Genomic DNA, 25,755 nt, shown 5'->3' with positions numbered 1-25,755 from the left:
GAGCGAAGTGGGTACCGGTTCGCTCGAATCGCACTCTTGGCATCACGCTCTAGGAAACCGTCACTCCACTCGGACCTGGTAGCCTTCTTTCCATCTCAGCACGCACATCTGCTATCGCTCGATGCTTAATGGGTCCATATCCGCGGATATCCTGAGGCAGCTCGGCGATCTCTGCCAGCTTGTCTAATCGCTCCGAACTGAGTTGCGATTGCAGCTTTGCGATAATGGCCTCAAACCAGACAATGAGGTCGCGTTCCATGCGTCGTTCGGCGCTGTAACCAAAAATGTCGAACGGCGTACCCCGCAAGAATTTCAGCCGGGCAAGTATTTTAAACGGAATTTGCATCCAACGGCCGAATTCGCGCTTCCTCGGACGTCCGCGAGAGTCCTGCGTACTCGGCATGAATGGCGGCGCAAGGTGGTAGGTGAGTTTGAAATCGCCCTCGAACTCGTCTCTCAACCGGTCGATGAACCCGGTCTCGACATGCAGCCGAGCAACTTCATACTCGTCCTTATATGCCATCAACTTGAACAGCGAACGCGCCACAGCATCGGTGACTTTGTCCGACCCAAAAGCCGCCTCAGCATGCCGCATATCGTCAACAAGCGCGCGATACTTACGCGCATAAGCAGCGCCTTGATATGCGGTGAGGAAAACCTCGCGCCGCGTGATGACGTCGTCGAGCGTCTCCGGGGCGGGTTCATCGCCGCCCATCGCCTGCCTGAAGAAGGCCGCGTCCGCACAGGCAAGCCTGCCCCAGGCGAAAGCCGCTTTGTTTTGCTCGACGGAGACGCCGTTCAGTTCGATCGCGCGCATCAATGCGGCGTGCGAGACCGGCACAAGACCGCACTGCCAACCGAAACCCAGCATCATCATGTTGGCGAACACGGCATTACCGAGCAATGTTTCGGCCGCCTTGTTGGCATTCAGGCATCTCAGTGCCTCCGCACCAATCAGCTTTTCCACCGCGCGCAGCCTCGCCGGAATAGCAAGACTGGCGTCCCGAAACCGTACAACATCCCCGGTCGGCATCTCGGCGGTGTTGACGACCGCGCACATGCCGGGGCGATACGTGCCTGACGCCTTTGGCGACGTCGAGACCACAAGATCGCACCCGATCAGCGCGTCCGCGGCGCCCTGATCGATCCGCGCCTGATAAATATCGTCAGGGTGCGCAGCGATGCGTACATAACTCAGAACGGGGCCGAACTTCTGCGCAAAGCCGGTGAAATCGAGCACCGACGCGCCCCGCCCTTCCAGATGCGCCGCCATCGTCACCAGCATGCCAATGGTGATGACTCCGGTGCCGCCGACACCGGTGACCAGGAGATCGAAGGGACGATCGAGCACAACCGGCGGCGGCAAGGGCAATGACTGCGCGCGCCCGACAGGATCATGGTCCGAAGCGCGCGGCTTGCGCCGCCGGGCGCCCTCCACCGTGACAAAGCTCGGACAGAAACCATTGAGGCAGGAGAAATCCTTGTTGCAGGTCGATTGGTTGATCGTGCGCTTGCGGCCGAACGGTGTCTCTTTGGGCTCGACACTCAGGCAGTTTGATTCCACCGAGCAATCGCCGCAGCCCTCGCAGACGAGGTCGTTGATCACCACAAATTTCTGCGGTTCCTCGATTGTGCCGCGCTTGCGCCGGCGCCGCTTTTCGGTCGCGCAGGTCTGTTCGTAGATCAGCACCGAGACGCCCGTCACGTCGCGCAATTCGCGCTGCACGCGATCGAGATCGCGACGGTGATGGATGGCCGTGCCGGGCGGAAAATCGTCGGCGCGGAACTTCGATGGATCGTCGGACACGAGCGCGATTCGCCACACGCCCTCGGCGCGCACACTATGTGCGATCGTCTGAACACTCAGCGGACCGTCGACCGGTTGGCCCCCGGTCATTGCCACCGCGTCATTGAACAGGATCTTGTATGTGATGTTAGCGCCGGCCGCGATCGCCTGGCGAATGGCCATCGAACCAGAGTGGTAGTAGGTCCCCTCGCCGAGATTCTGGAAGATATGCCCGGCGCCAGTGAACTTTGACGAGGCAGCCCAATTCACGCCCTCGCCTCCCATCTGGATCAGCGAGGAGGTCTCGCGATCCATCCAACTCGCCATAAAATGGCACCCGATGCCTGCTAGCGCCTTCGACCCTTCGGGCACTTTCGTTGATGTGTTGTGTGGGCAGCCCGAACAGAAATATGGCGTCCGCGTGGCACCCGCGATCTGGATGAGGCGGTCTGCCGTGGGCATGAGTGCCTCCGCGCGCGCCTTCAAGGACAGCTCCGGAAACATGTTGTCGAGCCGCCCGGCCACAATCGTTGCAAGCGCACGTGGCGACAATTCGCCGGTCCAGGGCACGAGACGATTGCCGTTCTCGTCATGTTTGCCGACCATGCGCTCAGGCTTACGCCCCGGATAGTCGTAAAAATATTCCTTGAACTGGCTTTCGATGATGCCGCGCTTCTCCTCGATGACGAGGATCTCGTGCTTGCCCTTCACGAATTCCAGCGCATCGTGCAGCGGGAGCGGCCAAACCATGCCGACCTTGTAAATATCGATCCCGAGCCTGCGGCATGTTCTCTCATCGAGTCCAAGAAGACGCAGCGCCTCCATCAGATCGCGGTGGCCCTTTCCGGTCGTGACGATGCCGTAGCGCGCATTCTCGATGTTGTAGATGCGGCGATCGATCGGATTGGCACGGGCGAAAGCATAGACGGCATGCTTCTTTGCCTCCATGCGCTCTTCGATCTGTGGTCCCGGCAGATCCGGCCAGCGATAATGCAGACCACCCGGCGGCGTTTCGAAATCGGGCTGCCTCCAGAGGCGCGGTGCCTGCAGCGTGACCGACGCTGCCGACTCCACCGTCTCCGAGATTGCCTTGAAGCCGACCCACATCCCGGAAAAGCGGCTGAGCGCATAGCCGTATTCACCGAAGGTGAGATACTCGCCGATATCAGCCGGGTTTAGCACCGGCATGAACCACGCCATGAAAGCGACGTCCGACTGATGCGGCATCGATGACGACACACAGCCATGGTCGTCGCCTGCCACGACCAGCACCCCACCATGCGGTGATGAGCCATAGGCGTTGCCATGCTTCAAGGCATCGCCTGCCCGATCGACGCCCGGGCCCTTGCCGTACCAGAGGCCAAACACGCCTTGAACTTTGCGATCGGAGTTAGTCTCGACCTGTTGCGAGCCAAGCACTGCGGTTGCAGCGAGGTCTTCGTTGACGGCGGGCAGAAATTCGATGCGGTTCTGCACGATCAGCTCGCGGGCGCGCCAGAGCTCAAGATCAAGCCCGCCGAGCGGCGAACCGCGATAGCCCGAGACGAAGCCCGCTGTGTCGAGACCAGCCAGCTGGTCGCTCCGCGCCTGATTGAGCAGAACACGGACGAGCGCCTGCGTGCCGGTGAGAAAAACTCGCCCCTTGGTTCGCTGGTAACGGTCAGCCAGTTCGTAATGGTCCAGCATGTGCGATGGCTGGTGCATCGGCTTCTCCCGCTTGCCGATTTCTTCGGTGTGATTGTGACTCGGACCGCGTGGCAGATTAGACCAATTTTAGGCATGCTGTTGGCCAGATCGGTAATAATTTGCAACAATGACCGCAAAACGGTAGGAATTACCGTTTCAGGAGCAACGTCGAAAAATGCTGGAAGCGCAGGACGAGCGGGTGCTGGCCCAACTGCAGCGCGATGCACGCGCGACCAACCAGGAGCTGGCGGACACCGTCGGCATGTCGACTTCGGCTTGCTGGCGGCGGGTTCGCGCGCTGGAGGATGGCGGGATTATTCGCCGCTACACCGCGCTGGTCGATCGCGAGAAAGCGGGCTTTAACATGTCAGCCATCATCCATGTCTCGCTGGAGCGGCACGACACGAGTTTTGTCGAAACCTTCGTATCGCGCGTGACGGCGCGCGCCGAGGTGCTGGAATGTTTCGCGACGACGGGTGACGCCGATTACCACCTGCGCGTCGTGACGCGCGACATGCACGCCTATAACCGGTTCCTTGAGGATTTCATGTTCCGGTTGCCCGGCATCAAGCATGTTCGCTCGAACGTCATCCTGAAAGAAATCAAGCTGGAAGCATCGCTGCCGTTCGACAAATAGCCCGTAAACCTTCCCACGCGGTTTTGAGAGCGTGACCGCCGCAAAAGGAGGTGGCCATTTCGCCTTAAATATTTGATTGATCAAATATTGATTAATCAATTAGAATGGACCGAAGGAGAGGCAGATGCCCGAGAACCGCAAACTCAAGAGTATTGACGGGGCTGGCGAGCGTCCGCTCCAACTCTATGTCACGTACCGCCTGTCGACGCTCAGCGCGAAGCTCAACCGCCAGGCGGGCTTCGTTCTGAAACGCGCCGGAAATCTGCGTGTTCCGGAATGGCGGATCCTTGCCCTGCTGTCGCTGCACGGCGAGATGAACGGCAGCGCGATCACAGATCTTGCCGGTTTTGACCCCGGGCAGATCAGTCGAATTTTTCGCGCGCTCGAGACGCGCGGCCTCATTTCCGTCCGGCGCACCGATGATGACCGCCGAAGCGCTTATATGTCGCTCACGCGCGCTGGCCGCGCTTTGCACGCCAAAGTCTTGCCGGCGATGCAACAGCGGCAAGAGCAGTTGCTCGATGCACTAACCCCACAGGAGCGCACCACTTTTCTTCGTATCATCGACAAGTTGCAGGTCGCGGCAGACCGACGCGACTTTCTGGAAATCTGAGCCATGACGCCGACCAATACGCTTGTCATTCTTTCAGACGAGCATCAGGCGCGCGCCATGGGCTGCGCGGGCCATCCCTTTGCCTCGACGCCGAATCTGGATCGTCTCGCGGCACGTGGCACGATGTTCACCAATGCGGTCACGCCGAGCCCGATCTGCGTGCCCGCCAGAGCCGCGATGGCGACTGGCCAAGCCGTTCATCGCTGCCGTTACTGGGATAATTCCTTCGGTTACGATGGCCGCATCCGTAGCTGGGGGCATGCGCTGCAGGACGCCGGCATTGCCGTCGAATCGATCGGGAAGCTCCATTATCAGAAAGAGGATCTTCCGACCGGCTTTGACGCTGAACATATCCCGATGCATCTCCATAAGGGCGTCGGCATGGTCTGGGCCTCGATCCGTGACCCGCTACCGAAAAACCGCCCGAACGCCAAACGAATGCTGGGTGATTACATCGGCCCGGGCGAATCAGACTATACTCGCTACGATCACGCCATCACCGATCTTGCCGTTGACTGGCTGCACGACAGGAGCCGAACTTCGCACGAGCCCTGGTGCCTGTATGTCGGATTCGTCGCACCGCATTTCCCCCTCGTAGCACCGCCAAAATTCTTTGAGCTTTATCGGCGCGACGACCTGCCTGAACCGAAACTTCATCCCCGCACGGGTTACAAACTGCATCCCTGGCTGCAGGAACATGAAGATTTCTGGAGCCATGAGACGACACTCAAGGATGATGTCGAGCGAAAGACTGCAATCGCGGCCTATTACGGGCTCATCTCGTGGTTGGATCACAATGTCGGGCGGCTGATGACCGCACTCGAAGCCACCGGATTGATGGATACGACGCGTGTTATCTACGCATCGGATCATGGTGACAATCTTGGTGCGCGAGGACAGTGGGGAAAGTCAAACCTCTACCGCGAATCCACCGATGTTCCGTTGATTATCGCGGGTCCGGATTTCGAACATGGGCGTTGCGCTACGCCGGTCAGCTTGCTGGATGTTTCAGTAACACTGGTCGAAAGCTTCGGGCTTGATGCCGCCGAGGTTCTGCCCGATGCAAGCGGTCAATCTTTGCACGCAATTGCTAAAAAGCCGTTGGACCTCAGTCGCACGGTGCTCAGCGAATATCATGCGGTCGGATCGAATACCGGCGCCTACATGCTGCGGCGCGGGCGCTGGAAGTATCACTATTACGTCCGCCATGAACCTGAACTGTTCGATCTGGTGAACGATCCCGAGGAAACGACGAACCTCAGTTTATCGCCGGAACACCAAATGGTGTTCGAGCAAATGGAAAGCGCCTTGAGAGCAATCTGCGATCCGGAGGCGGTCGACCTCGAAGCCAAAAAAGATCAGGCGGCACTGATCGAACGCATCGGCGGCCCGGCGGCAGCTTTCGATCTCGGGCGCGCCGTGGCGGGCGGAACGCCAACGCCAAATTCTACAATAACAGAAAAGACCACAGGAGAGGAAACACCAGCATGCTTAGTCGTCGATCAATCCTTGGAGTAGTCGCCGCAACCGCCGCCGCGAGAGCCACAAGCGCTGTGGCGCAAGCAGATACATGGCCGCGTGGGCGGCCCATTCGCTGGCTGGTTGGCGTACCGCCCGCAGGTTCGGCCGATCCTTTGACACGCGCGATCGCCGATCAACTCTCGAAGCGGCTCAACCAGTCCATTGTCGTCGAGAACCGGAGCGGCGCGAGCCAGGCGATAGCCGCCCGCGAAACCGCAAACGCAGAACCAGACGGCTATACCCTCTTCACCATTTCCGGGCCTGTACTCTACGCAAACCCCACGCCCATCATCGGTAAGGGGCTCGACCCCGTGATTCAGATCGTAAACCAGCCGATGATCATTGCCGGCACCGTCAAACGGCCGACACAAAGCCTGAGCGACGTATTCGCAGCGGCAAAAGCAAAGCCGGACGAATGGAGCTTTGCCAGCGCAGGCGTCGCGTCTTCACATCATATCGCCGGGGAATGGCTGAACTCTCTTGCCGGCACGAAGATTCAGCATGTGCCCTATCGCGGTGGCGGCGCGGCCATGACCGATGCCATCAGCGGTCAGGTGCCACTCATCATCATCGGCGCCGGCCCCGCAATCCCTCAAATCGAGGCCGGCATACTGCGTGCTTATGCGCTGACGACAAAGAACCGTTTATCGTCGTTGCCCAACGTACCGACTTTGAGCGAGCTCGGCTTTCCGCAGGTCGACCTTTCCCAGTGGTTTGGTGTTGCTGTGCGTTCAGGAACGCCGAAAGCGATCGTTCAGCGTCTCAATACGGAGATTGACGATATCCTCCGCACGCCGCCGCTGCAGGACATGGTGGCGAAGCTCGGCGCTGAGGCCGTTGGCGGCAGCGCCGAGCAATGGGGCCGCGTGTTCGCAACTGATCTAGAAAAATGGATGAGCCTGGTTCAGAAGCTGAACATTCCACTGCAATGATATCGAGGCTTGCTGCCCACGTATCGGCGCCTTTGGTGCCCAGGGGCGGGATCGAACCACCGACACTGCGATTTTCAGTCGCAACAGTGCCGTAACGACTCTCTCAATCACCTAACTGGCCGTTGTGTAGCACTCGTGTGTGGCACCGGCAACCTCCCGGATTGGCGGACCATCTAGGGTGCATGTGGGTTATTTCCATGCCGCCAAAGGATTTTTGATCTCGCCTGCCCAACTTGGAAAAAAATTGACCGAATCAAATGGAAGTCCGGACTACACGGCTCACAAAGACGAGCGAGATTTCGATGACTACGAATCTGGAGGCAGAGGCCACCCCCCCCTCCGCCCGCCATTATTCAATGAGTTCAACTAGATATAATGGCGCCAACGATTTAAATGCTGGTTGTTTTTAGCCTCCGGATTGCGGCAATTGAATTAGTGCCCCGTGCCGACTACGCATTAAGTTTGCGGCGCGGCATGATGAGCACGACACTGATTTTTTGGAGCATATCGTGATCGAGCGTTTTCAGGGCGACAATCGCAATGCGCTTATCGAAGCTTTGTTGCGACAGCCTTTTCTTCAGAACGACAAACTCATTGCTGAATCGATTATTGCTGTCGGCGACCTCAAAGAGTTCAAGCCGGGCGAAAGCCTTATCGTTCAGAATGACGACAAGAACGACGTATTTCTTCTCATTGCCGGGTCGGTAAGCGTGGTCGCAAACGGTGTCGAAGTCCGGACTTTGGGTCCAGGCGATCATGTTGGCGAGATGTCAGCGATTGATTCTGCAAATCCGCGTTCGGCAACCGTTTCTGCAAGCGGTACCGTAGTCGCGCTACAATTGTCGGGTAGAACTTTTATAGAAGTGTGCGATCAATATCCAACCACCTGGAAGTTTATCGCGCGGACTCTTTCAAACAGACTGTTCGACCGAAATCGGCTGATCAAGCCGCCCAATGATAAGCCTAGGCTATTCATCATTTCGTCGGTTGAAGCACTAGACGTTGCCAATGAGATTTCGTCTGGTTTGCAACGGGATGCGTTGCCGGTTGTATGGACTAACGGTGTTTTTTGGGCGAGCAGCTATCCGCTTGAAGCGCTCGAAAATGCGGTCGAGAGCTCAGACTTCGCTGTTGCCGTCGCAAAATTTGAGGACGTCGTGCAATCACGTGGCGCTTCTCGCCAAGCTATGCGCGACAATGTCGTATTCGAGCTAGGGATGTTTATTGGTCGACTCGGGCGCCATCGCACATTCTTGGTTCACCCCGCGATGCCAGACTTGGTTCTTCCGTCCGACCTAAAGGGAATTACCCCTCTATCTTACATCGTGCCCTCCACTGCCGATGAGCTAACGCCGCGCATCGGGCCGGTGTGCACTGAGATTCGGAAAATAATTCAACAGCGCGGCGTGAGGAGGCACGCAGGAGCCTAGGTCCGAACATTGTAGAAAAGCGCAAGCAACCTCTCGAAGGTGCTTTGCTTATCGATCGTATCAGGGGCGACGTCTACTTCAACTTGGACCGGTTCAGGTGTGTGTCCGGTTCGAAATAGAGTCGCCGACAATTCAACTGTTGACCATCCGCGTAGCCGCGCAATGATCAAGATGGCGAAATTCACACCGACCTCTGGGTCCTCAACCAATTTGAACATCGTTCTGATATCCGGCCCACTTGGTAAGGGGTCGAATGTCGGATGCGAATGCCACTCGCCAAGATAATTGAATCGTTTGTAGTCCTTTCCCGTTCTGGTGAAGAAATCATCCAGAAAAGCTTCGTGATGCGCAGGATCGCGCACAAAATGCGCAAAGGTTCCACCGCGCTTTTGAAAGGAGAGATCGACGATACGGAACTCATCGTGACCGACGTGCTCGCCGACAATGATGCCACCAATTTCGCGGGTGCGCCCGCGCAGTTTACGTCGCAGGCGCTTGATTATTCGGTGGGGCAACACCAACTTCATCTGGCTTCCGTTGAAAATATTCAATCAATCTTGTCAATTCTGCTTTGGTCTCAGCTTCGCTGAGCAATTGCGGCGGCTGTTCGGCGGGCGGCTGTCCGACCTCGATGGGTCGTGTATCGAATGGTTCTGTGAACACGGAGCCGACGCCAAGGCCGATAGCATATGCCGAATGAGGGAAGCTTGAGGCCGGACGAGCGAGAAGGTCAATCGCGAAGCGCGCTGTGTGCGCGGCAACTGCTGACACATCGGCATCATTAGCGATAAGCGGCACATCTCCGGCGGCACCGGACTCATAAGAACGGGCATTGCGGACCGGCGGGGCGCTTTGGTCACGAAACCAATTCTCGATTGCCCGGCGCATCAGAGGCGGCAAGGGCTCGAGTCCCGGCCGGTAGCGTACCATCAGGCCGCCTATACCGCCGCCGAATACTTCGGCCCAGACCACCGGCTTCTCCTTCACCTTGGCGACGGCTGAAATAATGTTCAGAGCGCTGTGATTGGCAGTTGCATCGATAATCAAATCACATTCGCCCAGCAGCAGCATGATTGCCTCGGCCGATTCAGAAGCTGTCTGCGCGCCTAGCTCCGTGAGCCAGACATTCGTGTCGATCTCGGGATTGATATACTCCATGCGACGTGCGAGCGCCGATGCCTTGTGGCTACCAGCGTCGCGCCAATCTAGCTCGTTTCGGACGAAATTGTCCGGCAACAGGAGGTCGTCATCTACAAGTAACCATTTACCGACTCCGGCGCGGGTCATAATGGCTCCAATCTTGCTGCCCAGAGAACCACAGCCGACGAGTCCAACCTTTCTATCTTTGAGGCCATCGAAGACTGCATCAGTGCGCCGCGCCTCCATCTGCGCCGGGATGACGAACGCTTCGATGACGCTGTCTGCCGTGAGATAGAACGCGTGCGACGCCTGTCCCTGAAACACAAGGACGACTGGCCCAGCATCCTGCGCGAGCCCTGCAGCTTCACGAAAAGCGGAAGGGCTGCTCGTTGGTGGAAGTGCGGTCTTTTCGCCAAGCCGCAGCGCAACGAAGTTCCGCTTGTAATATTCATCCTCCAACTGTCCAGGGACGTCGGGGTTAATCCATTCGGCGGCCCCGTTGAGGGACCGGACAGCGAAGACAATCGCATCCTTGTGGAAGCAGTAAACCGCCGCTCCTGTGCGATACTCTCCTTCCGTCATATCGGCGAGAAAAGCCGTATCGGCGCGTGTCCTCAGAAAGCGGAACGTCTTTGAGCGCAGCCTCCGTCCCAAACTTTCCGAATGGCGTGACGCGACTGTGCGAGTTTCTCCCGGCGCGGGACTTTCCCCCTGTAACAACCGATAAACGCTCTCGATAACATCGACGCCGGTTAAGTCCAGTGTCCAGTTATCGGCGCCGTATTCAAGGCACAGCTCACCGCCCGCACCATATTGATGGTAGGACCAACGAGAGTCATCGCCGCGAGGAAACACTGAAGGTGGCGCGTCAGGATAGAACTGCGGAAATTGAAGATAGATGGGCCAAGTCTTGCCACCGACAACTATGTCCGCGTCAAGAACAAGGCGCATCCGGTCATCGTACCGCCAGCCGTCAAAAACGAACCAACTGTGCGTAAGCCCGAAGGATTCAAGTGCTTCGCGTTCGGCTTTGAAACGGGCTACATCAGAGAAAAACCACGTCATGCAAAGCCGTCGGGCTTCGCCGGTCCGGTCGCGCGGTCAGGGAATGACAGCGGCGTAGCCGCAGCGGTCGCGGGCTTGAGAAGGGGACCACTAGCCAGCGCCTTCGCTGCCCGAGCCGTCTTGTCGTTCTTGGATGACATTTCGTTCACCGCCGTGTCGTAGTCCAATTTTGAACGCACGCGCGTGTCGCCGAAGATGGCACGAACAGCATCGGTACCCTCGTCGTAGGCGATTTCACCAATAGCAGTTTCAGTGCCTTTGCACCGCGCCTGCTCCTTTTCGGCGGCGACGACACCACGGCTGACCGAGCAGCGTATAAGATCGCCCTTCATGCCGAGCCGGGTCACGTTCACTGGACCAAACTCGAATCCAATGGCTAGACCGAGACTGGTCGCATCAGTACCGTTGGCTTTGAGACGGCTAATTGCTAGATCAAAGCTGCTGCGCATACCGCCAGCACACAACGTCGTGTTACTGATGCTCCCTTCGACGTCGGTCGTCTGTGCGGTCCCTTCGACAAGAAGGCCGTGGATGCAATCCCCGATAAAGCGCACCTTACGACCACCGAAGTCTTCCATCAGAACGGCGTCGAGTTCAGAACGCAGGACGTGAAGTGCACGGATAACGTGCTTAGCATCGTCGTCGTCGGCAACGTTGCGGCCCACATAAGCTGTGAACCCGTCGATATCGGCATAAACCGTTGTGGCATCCTGGCGGCGCGAATTTTTCGCCGAGAGGGTTTCTATGTCGAGCGTTTTGTAGGGCGGGGTGTGGCCCTTGAACTCGAAGGAGCCGATTGGATTCTTTTCCAAATCCTCCTTCCACTCTTTGACGATTTGCTCGACCGTAACGTCTAGGTTAGCGGCCTTTTGGCTGGCCTCAATTTCCGCAGTAGTTAACGGAGTTGTATCCTCGCTTTTTACTTCTTGAAGGCCAATCACTTTGCGTGCGGAATTGGTGAGATAGATACCCGTGGCAGCACCGCCAGTGGCACGTTTCGCTGCATGATTCGCGGGTTCGCCAAGAAAAAGTGGTTCGCGATGACCGCGTCTACCATTGTTAACGGCCAATGCTTTTCCTGTGTCGACACCAATTCGCATGTTAGCGGACGGATGGTCTGCGTCCTCGCCTGTTCGCGCGAGAACATCGATAATAAGTTGTCCGGTCGCCACCGCACGGTGCACGCGCTTTGCTTCTTCACCATAAGGTTTGGCAAAAACTGAATGCAATCGCTGATTATGAAAGTCGACCAGAATTGAGTCCACGCGGCCAATAATCCGATGAACCGCCCGGTAGTGCAGATTGAGAAAACGTAGTGTTCGCTTATGGCATGTCTCGCCCTCAACGTTCGTCACATGCAGCATGTCGATAAGGTTGAGGATGTCCGCATAGAGATGAACGCCGTCCACTCGGTATGCGACCGTTCCGGGTATCCCTGTCAGGTTTGTATCGCGGACATAGTCCTTGATCTCGATATCTTTAAGAGGCAGTGAGGAAATCTTGTCGTTGATGCGCTTGGTCGCGCGATCCTTATTCCAAGAGCCCATTGATGTTTACCTCGATACGTCACACGCGCTAACGATAGCGCGGATTGCTTTTCATACAGTCTGCGTCTTCCGGAAAGTGTCCGGGCCAATATCTTAAAATGGCGGCACTGCCGCAATGCCAGCGGCCGCATGGTCTGGCCCAAAAATCGTGACGCTTCCGTCAGTGGACACAGATATTGACAGCTTCGATGAATGCGAGGCGATTCGCAATAGTCAACCTAGGCTAGGTTCACCGGCATCTTATCGACAGCCAAGCTCTGTGATTTGAATTGGACAGATTATGAACGATGATCGATTTCAGGTGGCGACTAATCAACTCGACAGAATTTTGGGGTTCTTTCCGCGAGTTGAAAGCAAAGCAACCTTTCTCTTCGCTCTCGATGTCGCTGCATTGACCTTTATGGCGGTGAACGTCCACCGCGACGATATTGGTGTTTGGTACATCATCCTGCCCTGCGCTATTGGCTCAGGGCTACTAGTCACTAGCATCTATTATACTTATCGCTGTATCTTTCCCAATCTCTCTGGTGGAGCGGCCTCGCTTTTTTACTTTCGCGAGATTGCTCACCGAACTGAAGCGAAATTCATGAGTGAGTTTATCGCGCAGAGCAAAGATCAGTTAATGAACGACGTTCTAGGTCAGGTGTGGCGCAATTCTGAAATTTTGAAAATGAAGTTTGACGCTGTGAAGGTCGCCTTTGCATTGTCCGCGCTATCCGTCGTCCCCGTGGGCGTTTTCTTGGTGGCGGTTGCACTCACGCACCCAGTTGGATTGATGGTCAGGCAGTGAACAATGGCGCTGCGCGATGACTTGGCGGCAGACATTGATGGCGTCCTCAGTCAGGCTTGGGACATCCGCGACGGAACAACGGTACCAACGTCTGACACGGTTGCCTTGGCGGGTGGTGGGGTAAATTTAAAGGCTACGTTGCTCTATGCTGATCTTGCAGATTCAACGAATCTGGCGATGTGGGATAGTCGCGTTGCTGCGCGAATTTGCAAAGCATTCTTGGCCGCTAGTTCTCGGCTCATCCGCGCGCATCACGGTGAAATCCGTAGCTTTGATGGCGATCGGGTCATGGGCGTGTTCTTGGAAGGTCATAAGAACACCAATGCAACGAAATGCGCACTTCAAATAAATTGGATGTTTCAAAAACTGCTGCGTCCGAAATTCGAAGCGAAGTTTGAGAAACTGCGCAATGGCACCTTCAGGCTCGCTCATTGCGCTGGTGTCGATACCAGCGATGTACTCGTCGTTCGCGCCGGAATCCGGAATAGCAATGACCTTATTTGGATTGGCAGAGCCCCCAACGTGGCTGCTAAGCTTAGTAGCATTCGCGAAGAAAGCTATGGGTCGTATATTTCCGGCGCCGTCTTTGACGCGATGACAGATGCTGCCAAGCTGGCCCATGACGGCCGGAGCATGTGGGAAGAGCGTAAGTGGAATAAGGGGCCGATTGAACGAGTTTTTCGGTCCAGTTGGACTTGGACTCCGTAAGTGCCGCACGGCGCGACAAAAATGCAGGCCTCGTCACTCTTCGACGTTAGCGACTCTCCTGCGCCAAGCGCGCGGTCGGCGCTGATTAGAAGGACTGCCGTTGCCCGACTTGGCCAACACGGGCAGGCGGTGTGCCAAACCGCTGTCGATTTCAGGTGTTTCGGCAGGGAACGGCCAACGCTGGCGCAGCTCATCCCTCCCAAAAGAGCTTGGGGAACCGCAAATTTGCTGGCCGGTTGCACCATCCGTCGCCCCCCTAGAGTTTAACGTTATCAGTGTGTTAGCATAGACAAGCTTCAAAAAATAGGAGGCCGCTTGGTCCGCTCTGAAGGGATGCATCTCTAAATTGCATGCTTAAAATGGGGTGGGCCGCGCGGTAAGTTGCGGAACGGGGGAAGTTTTGAGCGACAACAGAAGTACCGCCGCCGAGCGGTTGCACGAACTACTCGGTTACGTCGAACAGGTCGTGAAGCTCGACGAAAAGGCGGCGTTTAAGCTTGCTGACTATCGCCTTGCGAGCGGCCAAACCTATCAATTCCATCAGCACCAGTTTCATGGCCTTCCTGGTGTGAAACATGATCAGTCAGATGATGACGGTCCGATTTGGCTGACGATAGAGCGACTCAAAAGACATAATCCCCCCAAGGCATCGGACTCACTAGCTGAGTGGCTAGAAAATTCGAATGATCCGGAGAAAGAACCGAAACTGCGCGACTTCCTTATCGCAACGGTACCTTTGACTGAAAAAGATAAGTTAGTCGCCGAGAAGAGGGCGCGGATCGAAGACTGCCACCCTGCGTTGGCGAAGGAGGATCAAGGAAAGTTCGACATCCGGTTTCGTCTCGAAGACAGGCCAGATATTAGCGCCGAAGCTGCGGCCTACATCGCAGGTCCATGGTTGTCGTGGGCGAATGAAGAATTACCCAGAAGACGCTGCATTACACTCTATCATCGACTGTTCGAAGCTGTTCAACAGGTCGAACTCGGCGGACCGGATGCAGCAATCGAACTTGTCTGGGGCATTGGCCTCACGCGCTGGATTAAAGAAGGTGTTCTCATCGACCTGCCGCTGCTGGAGCGGCTCATCGAAGTCGAGATTAACGAACAGTCTGGCGGACTAATTCGTATCCGGCCACGCCAAGCGGACGCCGTTATCAACCTGCGCCCTTACGAAGAGCTTCGCCTAGATGGTGTTCCGCTTGCGCAGAATACAGCGAGGCGCGCGCTGGCTTTGAGTGCGGAAGACGATGGGGTATCGCCTTTCGCACGAGAAACCTTCGAGCCGATCCTGAGAGCGTGCCAGTCGCAATTGGATGCGGAAGGCCGCTATCTGCCAGACAGCGATCACGTCGAACCTGCCTCCGAAGTGCCTCCAGCCAGCGAGCAACTCACAGTGTCCGACACTTGGGTCATCTTCGCGCGGCGACGGAACGACAGCTTCGTACTAAAGGATATCCAGAACCTACAAAAGTCAGTCGAAGAAAATAAGGAAGAGTTGCCTGGTCCCGCGACGACCCTTGTGATGGGTCCGAAGGCATCAAAGTCCGATGCATGGAAGCCCCTTTCGGAAACGATGGGTGGCGCGCCGGTAATGTCTGAACCCGACGAGCCGCCATCGCCGCTCGGAGAATTGTTCTTCCCCATGCCCTTTAATGATGAGCAAGTCGAGATTATTCGGCGGCTTGAGAAAGAAGATGGGGTTGTCGTGCAAGGCCCGCCGGGCACAGGCAAAACGCACACAATCTCCAATATCATCTGCCACTATCTCGCAACGGGCCGCCGCGTGCTAGTCGTGTCGCACGGCGAGGCGGCGCTTTCGGTGTTACGCGATAAACTTCCCGAGGAAGTGCGTGAACTTTCCATCAGCATTACGACCTCGGAGCGCGAGGGCCTAAAGCAACTGGAGGGTGCTGTTCGGGTTCTCCAATCGATTGTTCAAAGCGTAAAGCCAGGCGAACAATTGCGTCTTATCAGGGACTTGGAGTCATCCATTGTCCGAATGCGTCAGCGCATCGCTGCAATCGACGCCCAAATGGAAGAGAGCGCACGTGTGCAGCTCTCCGAAGTGCCGGGGCGGGGCGTTTCTCCGGCAGAGCTTGCCAAGGCAGTAGTTTCATCGCGCGAAGCGTGTCAATGGTTCGATGATGCGCCCGCCGCATTCTTCTCAGAAACAGGCATCGAGCCGAAAGCCCTCGACGTCGTTCGCCGCTGCCGCATGTCGCTTGGGAAAAGAATTGAGTATCTCGGCGGAGAATATCCTTCGACATCCGATCTGCCATCGGCGGATGCTTTAGCTCGCCTTCATGACGACATTTCAAGGTCGCAGGACTATTCGGAGCGGGCAGCGTCTGTGACAGACTTCACTCCGAAGCTCGCTAGTCTAGAGTCGGTTGCGCTGGCCGAACAGGCCGCGAACTATCTGGACACGCTCATTGCATCTGCAAAACACCTCGACCAACACACTTGGCTAAGAGCGTTTTCAGAGGATAGCGCGACGGAGCGACCACCCGCCTTCCCTGCTTTGCTCGACTTTATCGACAGCGCATCTTCATTGCTGGACGAATATCGCCGGTACGTTCAAACACCTGTAGTTGTGCCCAACGTCGCTGAAGCCAATTTCGAATTTGACAACATCCTAAAGAAGCTTTCGGAAGGTCAGAACGCCTTCGGCTTGTTTGCATTCGCCGAAAAGAAATTAAAACCCGTTGTCGAGGAAGTGCGCATCGTTGGCCGTCCACCGCAGTCCGCCGCTGAATGGACCCATGTTCGGTCGTTTTATCTGTGGCAAGTGCGGCATAGGGAAGTGACGACAAAGTGGCACGCTATCGCAACAGATGTTGGCACATCACCCGCCTATGGAGTGACGATAACCGCCATTAGCGGACTGAACGCAACGCTCAAGGCTGTTCTCCAAATAGCACCACAGGTGCAAGAGCAACTTTCAGAGTGCCTACCCCACGTTCTTGCAAAAGCCCCCGGCTCCCTTTGGCCGGACATTACAAAAATGGAGGCGCTTCGCGACTGCTTGCGGGATGCAGCGGCCGCAACGCGCCTATCTGCTTCGCGTGCGGAAGTCGCCCGCGTGGCAAGTCTGTTCAAACCATCGGCTAAGAAGCTCGGCCCAATCGTGGCGACTTTTCTTGAGCAGGCCGTCGGAAGGCGCGACATAGCACCAGAGAAGATTGAGTCCATCTGGAACAGCCTTTTGAACACTTTAAACGACATCGCAGACCGCCGAATTACCTTCGAGACCATCGCCCTGATCGCCGATCAAATCGAAAATGCCGGTGCTCCTGCATGGGCTCAGCGCTTAAGGCAAGAACCGGCGTCGCAAGATGCCGATCCCATCATACCCGCGAATTGGCGTGAAGCATGGGATTGGGCGACTTCTCTGAACTTTCTCCAGCGCAACGATCAGCGGGAGTTAATGCATACTCTAGCCGGAGAGCGTTCAAACCTCGACCACGCGGTATCAAAATCATTCGAGCGCCTCGTCCGCGAGCGAACGTTCTACGGCTTGGCGCAGTCAATGACCGGGCCTGTGAAGGCGGCTCTTATGGCATTTGCTGCATCGCTGCGAAAAATTGGGGGAGGACAAGGGGCTGGTGCCTCGCGCCATCGAAGGGCGGCTCGTCAGGCGATGGCTGCGTGTTACGGCGGCGTGCCTTGCTGGATTATGCCTTCATGGCGGGTTGCCGAGCAATTGCCTGGCGAAGTGGGCACATTTGACCTTGTGATTATGGACGAGGCGTCTCAGTCGGACATTAAAGAAATAACCGCGTTGTTGCGTGGAAAGAAAATCTTGGTAGTAGGCGACGACAAACAGGTAAGCCCTTCGGCGGCTTTCATTGAGAATGCCAAGATTGATCGCTTAGAGCGCACCTATCTTGCGGGACAACCTTTCAAGACACTCCTTTTGCCGGGATCGTCGCTTTACGACCTTGCAAAGGTCATGTTTCCCGACAAGTTCGTTATGTTGCGCGAGCACTTCCGATGTGTCGAGCCGATCATCCAGTTCTCAACTCAGTTTTATACCGAAGCGCTTGTGCCTCTGCGAATCCCTACGGTTCAAGAGCGTATCGACCCGCCCCTTGTGGACATATACGTCCCGGACGGCGTTCGAAGCGGAGACAAAATCAATCATCGCGAAGCGGAGGTTATCGTTGACGAGATTGCCAAGATTATCGAAACGCCTTCGCTCGCGACAAAGGGCGAAGCGGATGCATTCCGGACGATTGGCGTTATCTCTCTAATCGGCTCGAAGCAGGCGGCACTGATCAATCGGATGATCTTGGAGCGTTTCGGAGAAGAGCTTGTCATGCGGCACAAAATTGCGTGCGGCGACAGTGCAACGTTCCAAGGCAACGAGCGAGACATTGTTTTCCTATCGATGGTTGCTGATTCAGCCAAGAAGCAAGCACAGACTGCATTGCACTTTGAGCAACGCTTTAATGTCGCAATGTCGCGTGCTCGTGATCGGCTTTACCTCGTGCGATCAGTTCGTGAAGAGGAGCTTAATCCGAAGGACCTCAAGGCGAACGTGATCCGCCACATGCGCGAGCCGATGCAGGGGCGCCCCCAAGCTACAGGTGATTTGGAGGCACGCTGCGATTCCGATTTCGAGCGCGAAATCCTGCGCCGACTGGTTGCGCGCGGGTTCCGCGTGCTCCCGCAAGTCGGCGCGATGGGCTTTTCAATCGATATGGTCGTTGAGGGAGATGGAAGCGCACGGCTCGCCATCGAATGCGATGGTGACAAGTATCACGGGCCGGAGCGGTGGGCTGCCGATATGACCCGACAGCGTGTGCTCGAACGCGTTGGCTGGAAATTCTGGCGGTGCTGGTCGTCCAGCTTCACAGTGGACCCCGACGGATGTATGGCTGACCTATTCGATACGCTTGATCGGCTGAATATCCGTCCGAGTCATGGAATCAGCACCCCTGCTGTCTACACCGAGCATCGTGAGACGAAGCGCGTATCAGCACAGGTTCTCGGAGGTACCCCCGCCAAATACCGCGCAATTTCCTCGACCGGCGCAAAGATTGGCGACCGTCTTGTCGTGCGATATATCGATGAAAATAGGACGATCAGCTTTGAACTGACCGAGAATCGTGACGATTTGGTCAATGGCCAAATTTCAGCAGCGAGTCCTCTGGGCAAACAACTTGTTGGTGCGAATGAAGAGGATGAGGTCGAGTTCGAAGCGAACGGCGCTGTCCGGCGGGTTTTGGTCATGCGAATTGAGCGCGACCGAAGAGACGCAGAAGCGGCTTAGACTCTAGTCACTCAACAACCCTCGCTGCTCTGATTCCAGTTCTACAAGGAAGCGCTGCATCTCAGCCCGTACTTGCACACCAATGCCGCGAGGATCGTCCCCCGAGATATTGAAGACGGGGTTGAAAGAAATCGCTCCACCTCGAACCGTCCTACTCTCAGTCGCCGCGACTGCCGTTGCGCCATCGGCCGTCAACCGACGCAGCGTGTCATTCGTCTCGATACGGCCACTCGAACCGGGCACGAAAAGCTCGGGGCCGCGCTCTCCGACAAGGTACGGCTTGCCAAAGGTCACGGGCCCACCGAGCGCGCGAGCACCCGCCAACGGCACGGCGGGAGCCGCACCGCCCGCCGGTGCTGAGGCTGCGCCGGTGAACATTCCCTTGATTGCGCTACCGGCAGCGATTGCCTTGCCGATCACGGTCCCGAGGAGGCCAATCAGATTGGATATGCCGCTAATGACAAGCTGCACACCTTGCGCCACGACACCGCCAAGCGTTGCGCCCCACTCACGCCATTTCGCATTCGTTGCATCGAGCGGCCCGAGCACCTGGCTAAGCCAATTGACGACAGAGCCGAGACCATCCGCGAGCGCCTTCACTGATCCAGCGGCTGGACCGAGGCCATTCATGAAGCCCTCGCCGAACCCGGCGAAGAACTGCTTGATACCAGACCAGTTGTTGTAGACCCACACGCCCAGCGCCGCGAGAGCGGCAACCAGCGCAGTAATGATCAGGCCAACGGGGTTAGCGACTAGCGCCCACATCGCAAGGCCGGTGGCACGAAGCGCCGTGACCGGGAAAAGGAGCACGGCGCGGCCGAGCGCAAGCAGAGAGCCGCCGAGCGCAGCCAGCGTTGCCCCGGCCCCGAGCGCCGTCAGCATGCGCAGGCCGATCACCATTGCGCTCAAGCGCGTTGCGGCCCAACCGAGTCCAACCGCCACGGCCGTGCCAAGTAACCGGAAGGGCAAGAGCAGGCCGAGCAGCGCGAAGTTGAGCCCTCGCATGGCAAGCAGTCCGACACGCCCAACCGCACCCAGGACAAGGAGCAGCGGTCCGGCGGCTGCCGCCGCCGCGGCGAAGCCAATACCGAGTTTGAGGATTCCGGGACTGGTCGCAGCGAGGTTCTTCACGGTGGATGCGAGCCGCTCCATCATGCCGACGATCTCGGGAGTGACAGCCTTCACCAAGGTATTGCTGAAAACCTGCCACGCCGCATCCAACCTGCGGATGGCTTCGGGCAATCCCTGATTGCTCTTGGCGAAAGTCTTTCCGCCATAGCTAGGCGCATTTTCATTGATGTCTTTTAAGATGCCTTCAAGATCCGCCTTCAGCAGGCTCAACATGCGAACCGACTGTCGCCCCTCAAAAATACGGGCGAGGTCGCCTTGGTTCGCACCATGCTTTTTGAGGTCGATCAGAAGTTTAGTGAGGTCGATCTTGCTGCCAGCCATAGTGAAAGCGGAGTCCACCGCTTGCAGCACCGACTCGCGGTCCTTCGCGGCTTCCGAGCTAAACTTAGCCACCACCGCGTCATAGATCGCCTTGCGTTGCTTTTCGGTGTTGCCCTCGTTTTGTGCCAGCGCCGCGTCGATTTCCTTCTCATGGCCGGACATGTCGAATCCGGCGGCGCTCAATCCAGCCGCGACACCGGAGCCAGTTCGCTTGCCGCCCGAAACGTAGTTCCCGTAATCGAGACCCAGCCGCGCCATCGTGGCCCGGCCTTCCTTCGTCGGCTTGAGCACGCGGACATAGGCACTGCGCAACGCGACGCCAGCCTCTGAACCAAGCTGACCGGCTTTTGACAAAGCGATGATCAGGGCATTGGTGGATTCAATGGACTCGCCTGCCGCCGATGCGGCCGAACCGACGAACTTATAGGCGTCAACCATGTGCTGCATCGTCGCACTGGTTGAATTTGCTCCATAAACCAGATTGTCCACAATGCGACGGCTGCTCGCGCTGGCATCCTCAACGGTCTTCATGTTGAGACCGTATTGCGTAACAATTTTGCTCACTGCGCCAGCAATATCCGCGCCGGACATGTCGCCCGCGACGACAGAGCCTTCGAGGATCGAAGCAATCGAACCTTTCGCGGCTTTCACGTCGAATCCAGCCTTCAACATCTCGTTGAACGTTTTAAGAATGTCGGTGGCGCGTCCGTACTTTTCAGCGATGGAGTCGGCGTAACCTTCGATTGCCAGCCGTTCGGAATGCTCAACGCCGCCAAGTGCTTCAAGCTGATTGGCGGCTTTGTCGCGCTCCGTCGCCGCCTTGATCGCGCTCACAGAAAAAAAACCAGTCGGTGCAGTGACGCCGAACGTTGCGTTACGGCCCGCACGCTGCACGATCGCCATTCGCTTAGAGGTTTCTGCAAGATGCTTGTTGACGGCAACAAATGGCGCATTGAGCCTCGCACCGATGCCAGCGAGTGTCGCCTCAAGTCCCCTAACTTGCGACTTCGCCTGGGCGACTGACGCATTGAGGCTGGGGTTGACCTTGCCGCCAATGTTGACGAATACAGAGAAGCCGGTAGCCATGTTAGTCAGTTTCCGAAATGGGCATTGAGGCAAGACGTGAAGTGACGAAGGTCGCGTTCGTCGATCACCTCCGGAGTCACGCCGAAAGGGTTTGCAGCACTTGTCCAAAAATCAGGGCCGCGCTGCCTATTCTGTTACGCCGTCAGCCGGTCATAGATCAGCCCCGTCGAAACCTCGACGGGAAATCCAGCGCGATCTCTAAGGGTGCGGTCATCGCTTACGCGGCCAATGTGCGGCACCTCCAGCAAATCCCGGAGCCAAAATTTCAGGCAGCGGAAGTTCATATTGGCCGGGTCGGGGCGAGGTGCGAGCGATAATAACCTCGCGGCTTTCGAGTTGGGCCGTTACAAATTTCTGCTCATGGTGAAGCCACTTCGGCTCAACCGGTTTGACTTTGCCGTTCGCGTCCAGTGTCGCCGGTTCCATAGTTCCATCGGGATAAACCCAACAAGGGCGGGCTTCGCGCTGTTCGCTGGCGTAGCGGTCGGCGGCTTTGCGGTAAAGGACGTGGTAGCTCGTGACAGGTGCTGAAACCGGGTTGTCGCGCAGCGCCAAGTTGATGGCGTTCGCCTCATCGGCAATCTCTTTGAGCCGCTGGAACACGTCGCCCATTTGCGATCCAAGGTCATCATAGCGGGCAAGCAACTTCTTTGCCTCAACCGTATTCGCCCTGCGTGCCGCTTCGGCGCGCTGGCGCAATGCTTCGTCGGTGGCGGTCTTTGCTGTGGCTTCTTCCGCTACGATCACGGCGGGAAGCTCTGCCTTTAAATGTTCGATTCGCGCTTCAAGGCGAGTGATAGCGCGCTCGATCACGGCGATCTCGCCCTCAGCCTTGACGTGCTCGGAATCCGACATTGCAGCCACGCCAGCAAGCGCGCCCCCGAGCTTGATACCCAGCGCCTTTACCTCGCTTTCGGCACGCGCGATTTCGTCGCGGATCATCGCCGAGGTGATAGTGGTAGCTTTGCCAAAGAATTTTTCCATGAGGCCCATCGGATTTCCTTTTTTAGCGCCCGCGTGTGAAAGCAGTACCGGCGCGGAGCCAGCGTTGGTAGGCGGTATGTTCGATCATGGTTGCAGCCGCGATGTCGTGCGCCATGCCATGCCGTTGGCAGAACTGTGCGTCGGCGAGTTTTTGCCGAGCGGAGGCGTAGTCCGCCGTGGCGCTTTTCAGGTCTTCGAGAAGGCTTGCGCGGCTCATTTTTCGACTCCACGGGTGTTGGCGGCTTCGCGGCGTGCCCTTGCCGCCTCAATCCGCAATTTGGCTTCCGCGATAACGCGGTTGATTTCAGCACGGTGAAGCCGAACGACGTCGTCGGTGTACAATTCACTCAGCGGACGGGTATCGGTGATGATCATTGCGCGCCACCGGCCTTATGTGCCTCGCGCCAAGCGTCGAGGTCAGCGAGCGCATATCGGATAGTGCTGCCGATGCGCATGTGCGTCGGAGCAGCCCCTTTCGCCTCATACGACTTGAGTGTATTCGGCGCGAACCCGAGGTATGCGGCGGCCTTTCGGCGAGAAAGCGGTTTCATGCAGTCGGTCCTTGGATAGAAAACCGCGACGGTGGTGGAAGAAAAGGAAACACCACCGCCGCGTTTGTCATTTTTGCTTTGTCAGAGCGTGAGTGACGAAAAGCAGTGTGGATCAAAGCGAGCAGAATAGAGAGAGCGGTCGAGTAGCCCTTAGTCCGTGGAGGTTGAGACCTTGCGAGCGCGCCTGCACAGGGCGTTATCGTTGGCGGCACGTGCTTCAAGTACAGCGCGTTTCTCCGCGATGCTCATGTTGAGTAGCGCCTGCTCAACACCGACTGCGACAGCCGCTCGCCAGACCGCTGGAATGTCGGCCTCAATCTGGCGGGCGAGCTTCACAAGCTCGGCGGAAATTTCTCCGGGCATCGCTTCTAGCGAGGGCACGGGCACATAGTCCCATCCCAAGAAAGAGAAGACTGATTGAAGGCTGGTCAACGAGGGGAAACTCTTGCGCTTCCACGATTTCTGAGTGGAGCGGAGCACGCCTGATCCAATTTCTATCTCATCGTACTTAAGGCCCTGCATGCCTAACAGGCTGAAAAATAGCCTGACGTGAGGCGGGGCACGTTCCGGGATTTCGGCAGTACGTCGATTGCGGCTCCGCGTCTTGGTCGGGACGCGGGCGTTAAAATAATGTGGGTAAAGCGGACCGGTTGCAGGCATCGGACGGGGCCTCTTGAGGGTGAGTGAAATCTCCCATCAAGATCGGGCAACGCGCTGTCATCTATAAGTCAACTTCGGTCACCGTTACGCATCGCCCCCACATTGCAGCCACGGCGACGCGGAGAACAACAACCGACCTTGAAAACCCATTCTCTGGTAAGGGGCCGGGGTCGCGCGTCACCCGCAAGGGGGAGGCCCTCGGAAGGACCCAAAGCATTGCAGTTTGCAAGTTGTCCGAACCGGCGGTGGGCGCGTCTAAGACCTTTCTGTTAGCCAACAGCTGCGCACGACGGATGTTGCGTTGGGTCGCAGATGGCCCGAATGCGGAATTGAGTGGATGCGCGTTCCCTACTACAATCGTGCCGAACGATCCTTCAGTCGCGCGGAATAGCTCATGTCGCAGGACATCCCACTAAGGGTTACACTCGTACATGGGACTTGGGGACGCTTGGCGCTTCGAATGCCGTTGCGAAGCAGCAAAGGAAGCCCCTTCTGGTTTGACAAAGAGTCTCGGTTTGCAAAACAATTGCATTTCGAGTTAGAGCGCAGGGGCTTTGCTCCGCTCACTAGTCCATTTTTTTGGTCTGGCGCAAATTCTATAATGCATCGCGATCGAGGCGCAGAGGCTCTCGCAAAGCATCTGCGCGAAGAACGCTTACTCTTTCCAAAGTCAATTCAAGTTGTCATTGCACATAGCCACGGCGGAAATCTGGCGCTTCGTGCTTTAGCCCGCTTGGATGATTTGACTCCGATCTTGCCTCTCCTAGTAACTCTTGCAACTCCGTTTGTGTCAGTTGTGCCGACAGACAATGATCCTGAGCGGACGAGAAAGACAAATGCGGTGCTATTCGCGGGGCTGCTTGTCCTCTTCTTTCTGATTTTACCGTTCATATCGCGTCTGGAAGCGAGTTCTTGGTCGTTTTATGGCGTGGCCCTCGGTCTCGCGATAGTGTGCCTTCCGTTCATAAAATCGCTTCATGCTGAGAAGAAAAAGATAAATGAACTTGCGTCGGCGACAGCCATGGCCCCGATATGTCTGCACGATTCGGTCAGGTTACTCGTTCTACGGTCAATTGATGACGAGGCGTCCTTGACGCTTGCTGCTGGCGCCATCGGCACTCGATTGGCGCGAGTAACATTTTTAATCTTAAGCAGGCTTCTTATCTTCTATAACTTGGCACTGATTTTCACCTGCGTTGTGCTTGTTGGTTTCTTTTTGGCAAGTGATTTGATGGGCGCGAACGAAGGAGCTCGCGCATTATTTTATTATGTGTTCGACTTCTTTGGGTTGGAGGAAATTCTTCCGAAGGTGCTCGGTTTCATGATTGGCATTCCAATTACGTGCCTAATACTGCTCGGAGTGGCTGGGTTGTTCAAATGCGTATACGGCCGAGAATTAGCGGTCGGAACATCCGGCTGCGAGATCAATTCACAGTCAGTGCCAGATAAGATCGCCAGCGATCTGAGCGTTATTACCCTGTCCGATGGTGTTGGACCGAGGCGATTGCGCCACATGATCTATGACAATCATCAATCTGCGGTGGTCATAGCAGAATGGCTAGATAGACAGGCAGCGAAGTTGAGGATTCGGTTCGAGGCCGAAATCGTCAGCCTCATCCGGTCGCGGAGCCACGCCCGAAGAGAGGCGATAAATGCCCACTCGATGGAGCGGGAGGCAGGCTGCGCAGGTTTGTGAGCATAGCGCTTCCTCATCGCCTTGCCACCGGGCGCAAGGGCTCGTTGACGTCCGCTCAGGGCCATCATGTCTGTTTTGAGCAGATACGGTCGTCTACGAGGCTTTTGGCGTATCATTGCGGGCAAACCGATAGAAGCTTGCCAGCAGCCGTTTTGTGCGGACGGTTACGCCCAGACAACGACCCTTATTGCACCCT

18 protein-coding genes and 1 tRNA gene are annotated in these 25,755 nt (G+C 56.8%); 9 read left to right on the top strand and 10 right to left on the bottom strand.

The window, feature by feature from the left end:
* Nucleotides 1-49 precede the first annotated feature (49 nt).
* A complete protein-coding gene (locus tag CAK95_RS11770; protein WP_183044245.1) occupies nt 50-3,490 on the bottom strand; it encodes an indolepyruvate ferredoxin oxidoreductase family protein in 3,441 nt (1,146 codons plus the stop codon).
* Nucleotides 3,491-3,647: 157 nt separating this feature from the next.
* Between CAK95_RS11770 and CAK95_RS11765 the strand changes: the two genes are divergently transcribed.
* The 4 genes from CAK95_RS11765 (at nt 3,648) to CAK95_RS11750 (ending at nt 7,175) form a co-directional block, all read left to right on the top strand.
* Nucleotides 3,648-4,109, top strand: coding sequence for an Lrp/AsnC family transcriptional regulator (locus tag CAK95_RS11765; protein ID WP_086088093.1), 462 nt, complete (start codon nt 3,648-3,650; stop codon nt 4,107-4,109).
* A gap of 124 nt (nt 4,110-4,233) precedes the next feature.
* Nucleotides 4,234-4,722: a MarR family winged helix-turn-helix transcriptional regulator gene (locus CAK95_RS11760; protein ID WP_086088092.1), complete on the top strand. Its 489-nt coding sequence runs from the start codon at nt 4,234-4,236 to the stop codon at nt 4,720-4,722.
* Between the two features lie 3 nt (nt 4,723-4,725).
* Nucleotides 4,726-6,240, top strand: a complete 1,515-nt coding sequence (locus CAK95_RS11755; protein WP_086088091.1) for a sulfatase family protein — start codon at nt 4,726-4,728, stop codon at nt 6,238-6,240.
* Complete coding sequence (locus tag CAK95_RS11750; RefSeq protein ID WP_086088090.1) at nt 6,210-7,175, top strand: Bug family tripartite tricarboxylate transporter substrate binding protein; 966 nt, start codon at nt 6,210-6,212, stop codon at nt 7,173-7,175. The genes CAK95_RS11755 and CAK95_RS11750 overlap by 31 nt, the downstream gene beginning before the upstream one ends.
* 33 nt (nt 7,176-7,208) lie before the next feature.
* On the opposite strand, the gene CAK95_RS29165 is transcribed toward CAK95_RS11750, so the two are convergent.
* Nucleotides 7,209-7,296: transfer RNA gene (locus CAK95_RS29165), tRNA-Phe, on the bottom strand.
* Nucleotides 7,297-7,684: 388 nt separating this feature from the next.
* Here CAK95_RS29165 and CAK95_RS11745 point away from each other — a divergent pair.
* A complete protein-coding gene (locus tag CAK95_RS11745) occupies nt 7,685-8,605 on the top strand; it encodes a TIR domain-containing protein (protein WP_147413645.1) in 921 nt (306 codons plus the stop codon).
* On the opposite strand, the gene CAK95_RS11740 is transcribed toward CAK95_RS11745, so the two are convergent.
* Genes CAK95_RS11740 through CAK95_RS11730 form a run of 3 tightly spaced genes read right to left on the bottom strand, consistent with a single transcriptional unit; the run spans nt 8,602 to nt 12,357 of the window.
* The gene (locus CAK95_RS11740; RefSeq protein ID WP_086088088.1) at nt 8,602-9,132 is read right to left on the bottom strand and encodes a Mov34/MPN/PAD-1 family protein; all 531 of its coding nucleotides are present in this window, start codon (nt 9,130-9,132) and stop codon (nt 8,602-8,604) included. The two genes, CAK95_RS11745 and CAK95_RS11740, sit on opposite strands and share 4 nt — an antisense overlap.
* Complete coding sequence (locus tag CAK95_RS11735) at nt 9,086-10,810, bottom strand: E2/E1-associated domain-containing protein (protein ID WP_086088087.1); 1,725 nt, start codon at nt 10,808-10,810, stop codon at nt 9,086-9,088. The genes CAK95_RS11740 and CAK95_RS11735 overlap by 47 nt, the downstream gene beginning before the upstream one ends.
* Complete coding sequence (locus tag CAK95_RS11730) at nt 10,807-12,357, bottom strand: transcriptional regulator (RefSeq protein WP_086088086.1); 1,551 nt, start codon at nt 12,355-12,357, stop codon at nt 10,807-10,809. The genes CAK95_RS11735 and CAK95_RS11730 overlap by 4 nt, the downstream gene beginning before the upstream one ends.
* Nucleotides 12,358-12,637: 280 nt before the next feature.
* Here CAK95_RS11730 and CAK95_RS11725 point away from each other — a divergent pair, with 280 nt between their 5' ends.
* The 3 genes from CAK95_RS11725 to CAK95_RS11715 all read left to right on the top strand — a co-directional run bounded on the left by CAK95_RS11725 (nt 12,638) and on the right by CAK95_RS11715 (nt 19,130).
* Nucleotides 12,638-13,147 (top strand): Pycsar system effector family protein, encoded by a 510-nt coding sequence (locus tag CAK95_RS11725; protein ID WP_086088085.1) that lies wholly within the window; start codon nt 12,638-12,640, stop codon nt 13,145-13,147.
* Nucleotides 13,148-13,150: 3 nt separating this feature from the next.
* A complete protein-coding gene (locus CAK95_RS11720) occupies nt 13,151-13,855 on the top strand; it encodes an adenylate/guanylate cyclase domain-containing protein (RefSeq protein ID WP_086088084.1) in 705 nt (234 codons plus the stop codon).
* Nucleotides 13,856-14,255: 400 nt separating this feature from the next.
* The gene (locus CAK95_RS11715) at nt 14,256-19,130 is read left to right on the top strand and encodes an AAA domain-containing protein (RefSeq protein WP_086088083.1); all 4,875 of its coding nucleotides are present in this window, start codon (nt 14,256-14,258) and stop codon (nt 19,128-19,130) included.
* Nucleotides 19,131-19,133: 3 nt separating this feature from the next.
* On the opposite strand, the gene CAK95_RS11710 is transcribed toward CAK95_RS11715, so the two are convergent.
* From CAK95_RS11710 to CAK95_RS11695, 5 genes are all read right to left on the bottom strand, one after another.
* On the bottom strand, nt 19,134-21,668 hold the full coding sequence (locus CAK95_RS11710; RefSeq protein ID WP_086088082.1) for a phage tail tape measure protein: 2,535 nt from the start codon (nt 21,666-21,668) through the stop codon (nt 19,134-19,136).
* A gap of 210 nt (nt 21,669-21,878) precedes the next feature.
* Entirely contained in the window at nt 21,879-22,652 is a 774-nt protein-coding gene (locus CAK95_RS11705) for a hypothetical protein (RefSeq protein ID WP_157699600.1), read from the bottom strand.
* 22 nt (nt 22,653-22,674) lie between these two features.
* Nucleotides 22,675-22,869 (bottom strand): hypothetical protein, encoded by a 195-nt coding sequence (locus CAK95_RS11700; RefSeq protein ID WP_086088080.1) that lies wholly within the window; start codon nt 22,867-22,869, stop codon nt 22,675-22,677.
* Nucleotides 22,866-23,027, bottom strand: a complete 162-nt coding sequence (locus CAK95_RS29160; RefSeq protein WP_157699599.1) for a hypothetical protein — start codon at nt 23,025-23,027, stop codon at nt 22,866-22,868. Before CAK95_RS29160 ends, CAK95_RS11700 begins: the two co-directional genes overlap by 4 nt.
* 326 nt (nt 23,028-23,353) lie before the next feature.
* On the bottom strand, nt 23,354-23,863 hold the full coding sequence (locus CAK95_RS11695) for a hypothetical protein (RefSeq protein ID WP_086088079.1): 510 nt from the start codon (nt 23,861-23,863) through the stop codon (nt 23,354-23,356).
* 394 nt (nt 23,864-24,257) lie between these two features.
* On the opposite strand from CAK95_RS11695, the gene CAK95_RS11690 reads away from it, so the two are divergent.
* Nucleotides 24,258-25,559: an alpha/beta fold hydrolase gene (locus tag CAK95_RS11690; protein ID WP_120265400.1), complete on the top strand. Its 1,302-nt coding sequence runs from the start codon at nt 24,258-24,260 to the stop codon at nt 25,557-25,559.
* Nucleotides 25,560-25,755: the final 196 nt, after the last annotated feature.

The sequence above is a fragment of the Pseudorhodoplanes sinuspersici genome (assembly GCF_002119765.1).
Classification (GTDB): Bacteria; Pseudomonadota; Alphaproteobacteria; order Rhizobiales; family Xanthobacteraceae; genus Pseudorhodoplanes; species Pseudorhodoplanes sinuspersici.
This window is presented reverse-complemented; position numbering and strand designations above follow the sequence as displayed.

Coding starts and splice junctions, on each gene's coding strand:
- CAK95_RS11695 (WP_086088079.1), bottom strand. CDS start 23,863: ATGCCTGCAACCGGTCCGCTTTACCCACATTATTTTAACGCCCGCGTC.
- CAK95_RS11750 (WP_086088090.1), top strand. CDS start 6,210: ATGCTTAGTCGTCGATCAATCCTTGGAGTAGTCGCCGCAACCGCCGCC.
- CAK95_RS11740 (WP_086088088.1), bottom strand. CDS start 9,132: ATGAAGTTGGTGTTGCCCCACCGAATAATCAAGCGCCTGCGACGTAAA.
- CAK95_RS11755 (WP_086088091.1), top strand. CDS start 4,726: ATGACGCCGACCAATACGCTTGTCATTCTTTCAGACGAGCATCAGGCG.
- CAK95_RS11725 (WP_086088085.1), top strand. CDS start 12,638: ATGAACGATGATCGATTTCAGGTGGCGACTAATCAACTCGACAGAATT.
- CAK95_RS11720 (WP_086088084.1), top strand. CDS start 13,151: ATGGCGCTGCGCGATGACTTGGCGGCAGACATTGATGGCGTCCTCAGT.
- CAK95_RS11690 (WP_120265400.1), top strand. CDS start 24,258: ATGTCGCAGGACATCCCACTAAGGGTTACACTCGTACATGGGACTTGG.
- CAK95_RS11710 (WP_086088082.1), bottom strand. CDS start 21,668: ATGGCTACCGGCTTCTCTGTATTCGTCAACATTGGCGGCAAGGTCAAC.
- CAK95_RS11705 (WP_157699600.1), bottom strand. CDS start 22,652: ATGGAAAAATTCTTTGGCAAAGCTACCACTATCACCTCGGCGATGATC.
- CAK95_RS11765 (WP_086088093.1), top strand. CDS start 3,648: ATGCTGGAAGCGCAGGACGAGCGGGTGCTGGCCCAACTGCAGCGCGAT.
- CAK95_RS11700 (WP_086088080.1), bottom strand. CDS start 22,869: ATGAGCCGCGCAAGCCTTCTCGAAGACCTGAAAAGCGCCACGGCGGAC.
- CAK95_RS11770 (WP_183044245.1), bottom strand. CDS start 3,490: ATGCACCAGCCATCGCACATGCTGGACCATTACGAACTGGCTGACCGT.
- CAK95_RS11730 (WP_086088086.1), bottom strand. CDS start 12,357: ATGGGCTCTTGGAATAAGGATCGCGCGACCAAGCGCATCAACGACAAG.
- CAK95_RS29160 (WP_157699599.1), bottom strand. CDS start 23,027: ATGATCATCACCGATACCCGTCCGCTGAGTGAATTGTACACCGACGAC.
- CAK95_RS11760 (WP_086088092.1), top strand. CDS start 4,234: ATGCCCGAGAACCGCAAACTCAAGAGTATTGACGGGGCTGGCGAGCGT.
- CAK95_RS11735 (WP_086088087.1), bottom strand. CDS start 10,810: ATGACGTGGTTTTTCTCTGATGTAGCCCGTTTCAAAGCCGAACGCGAA.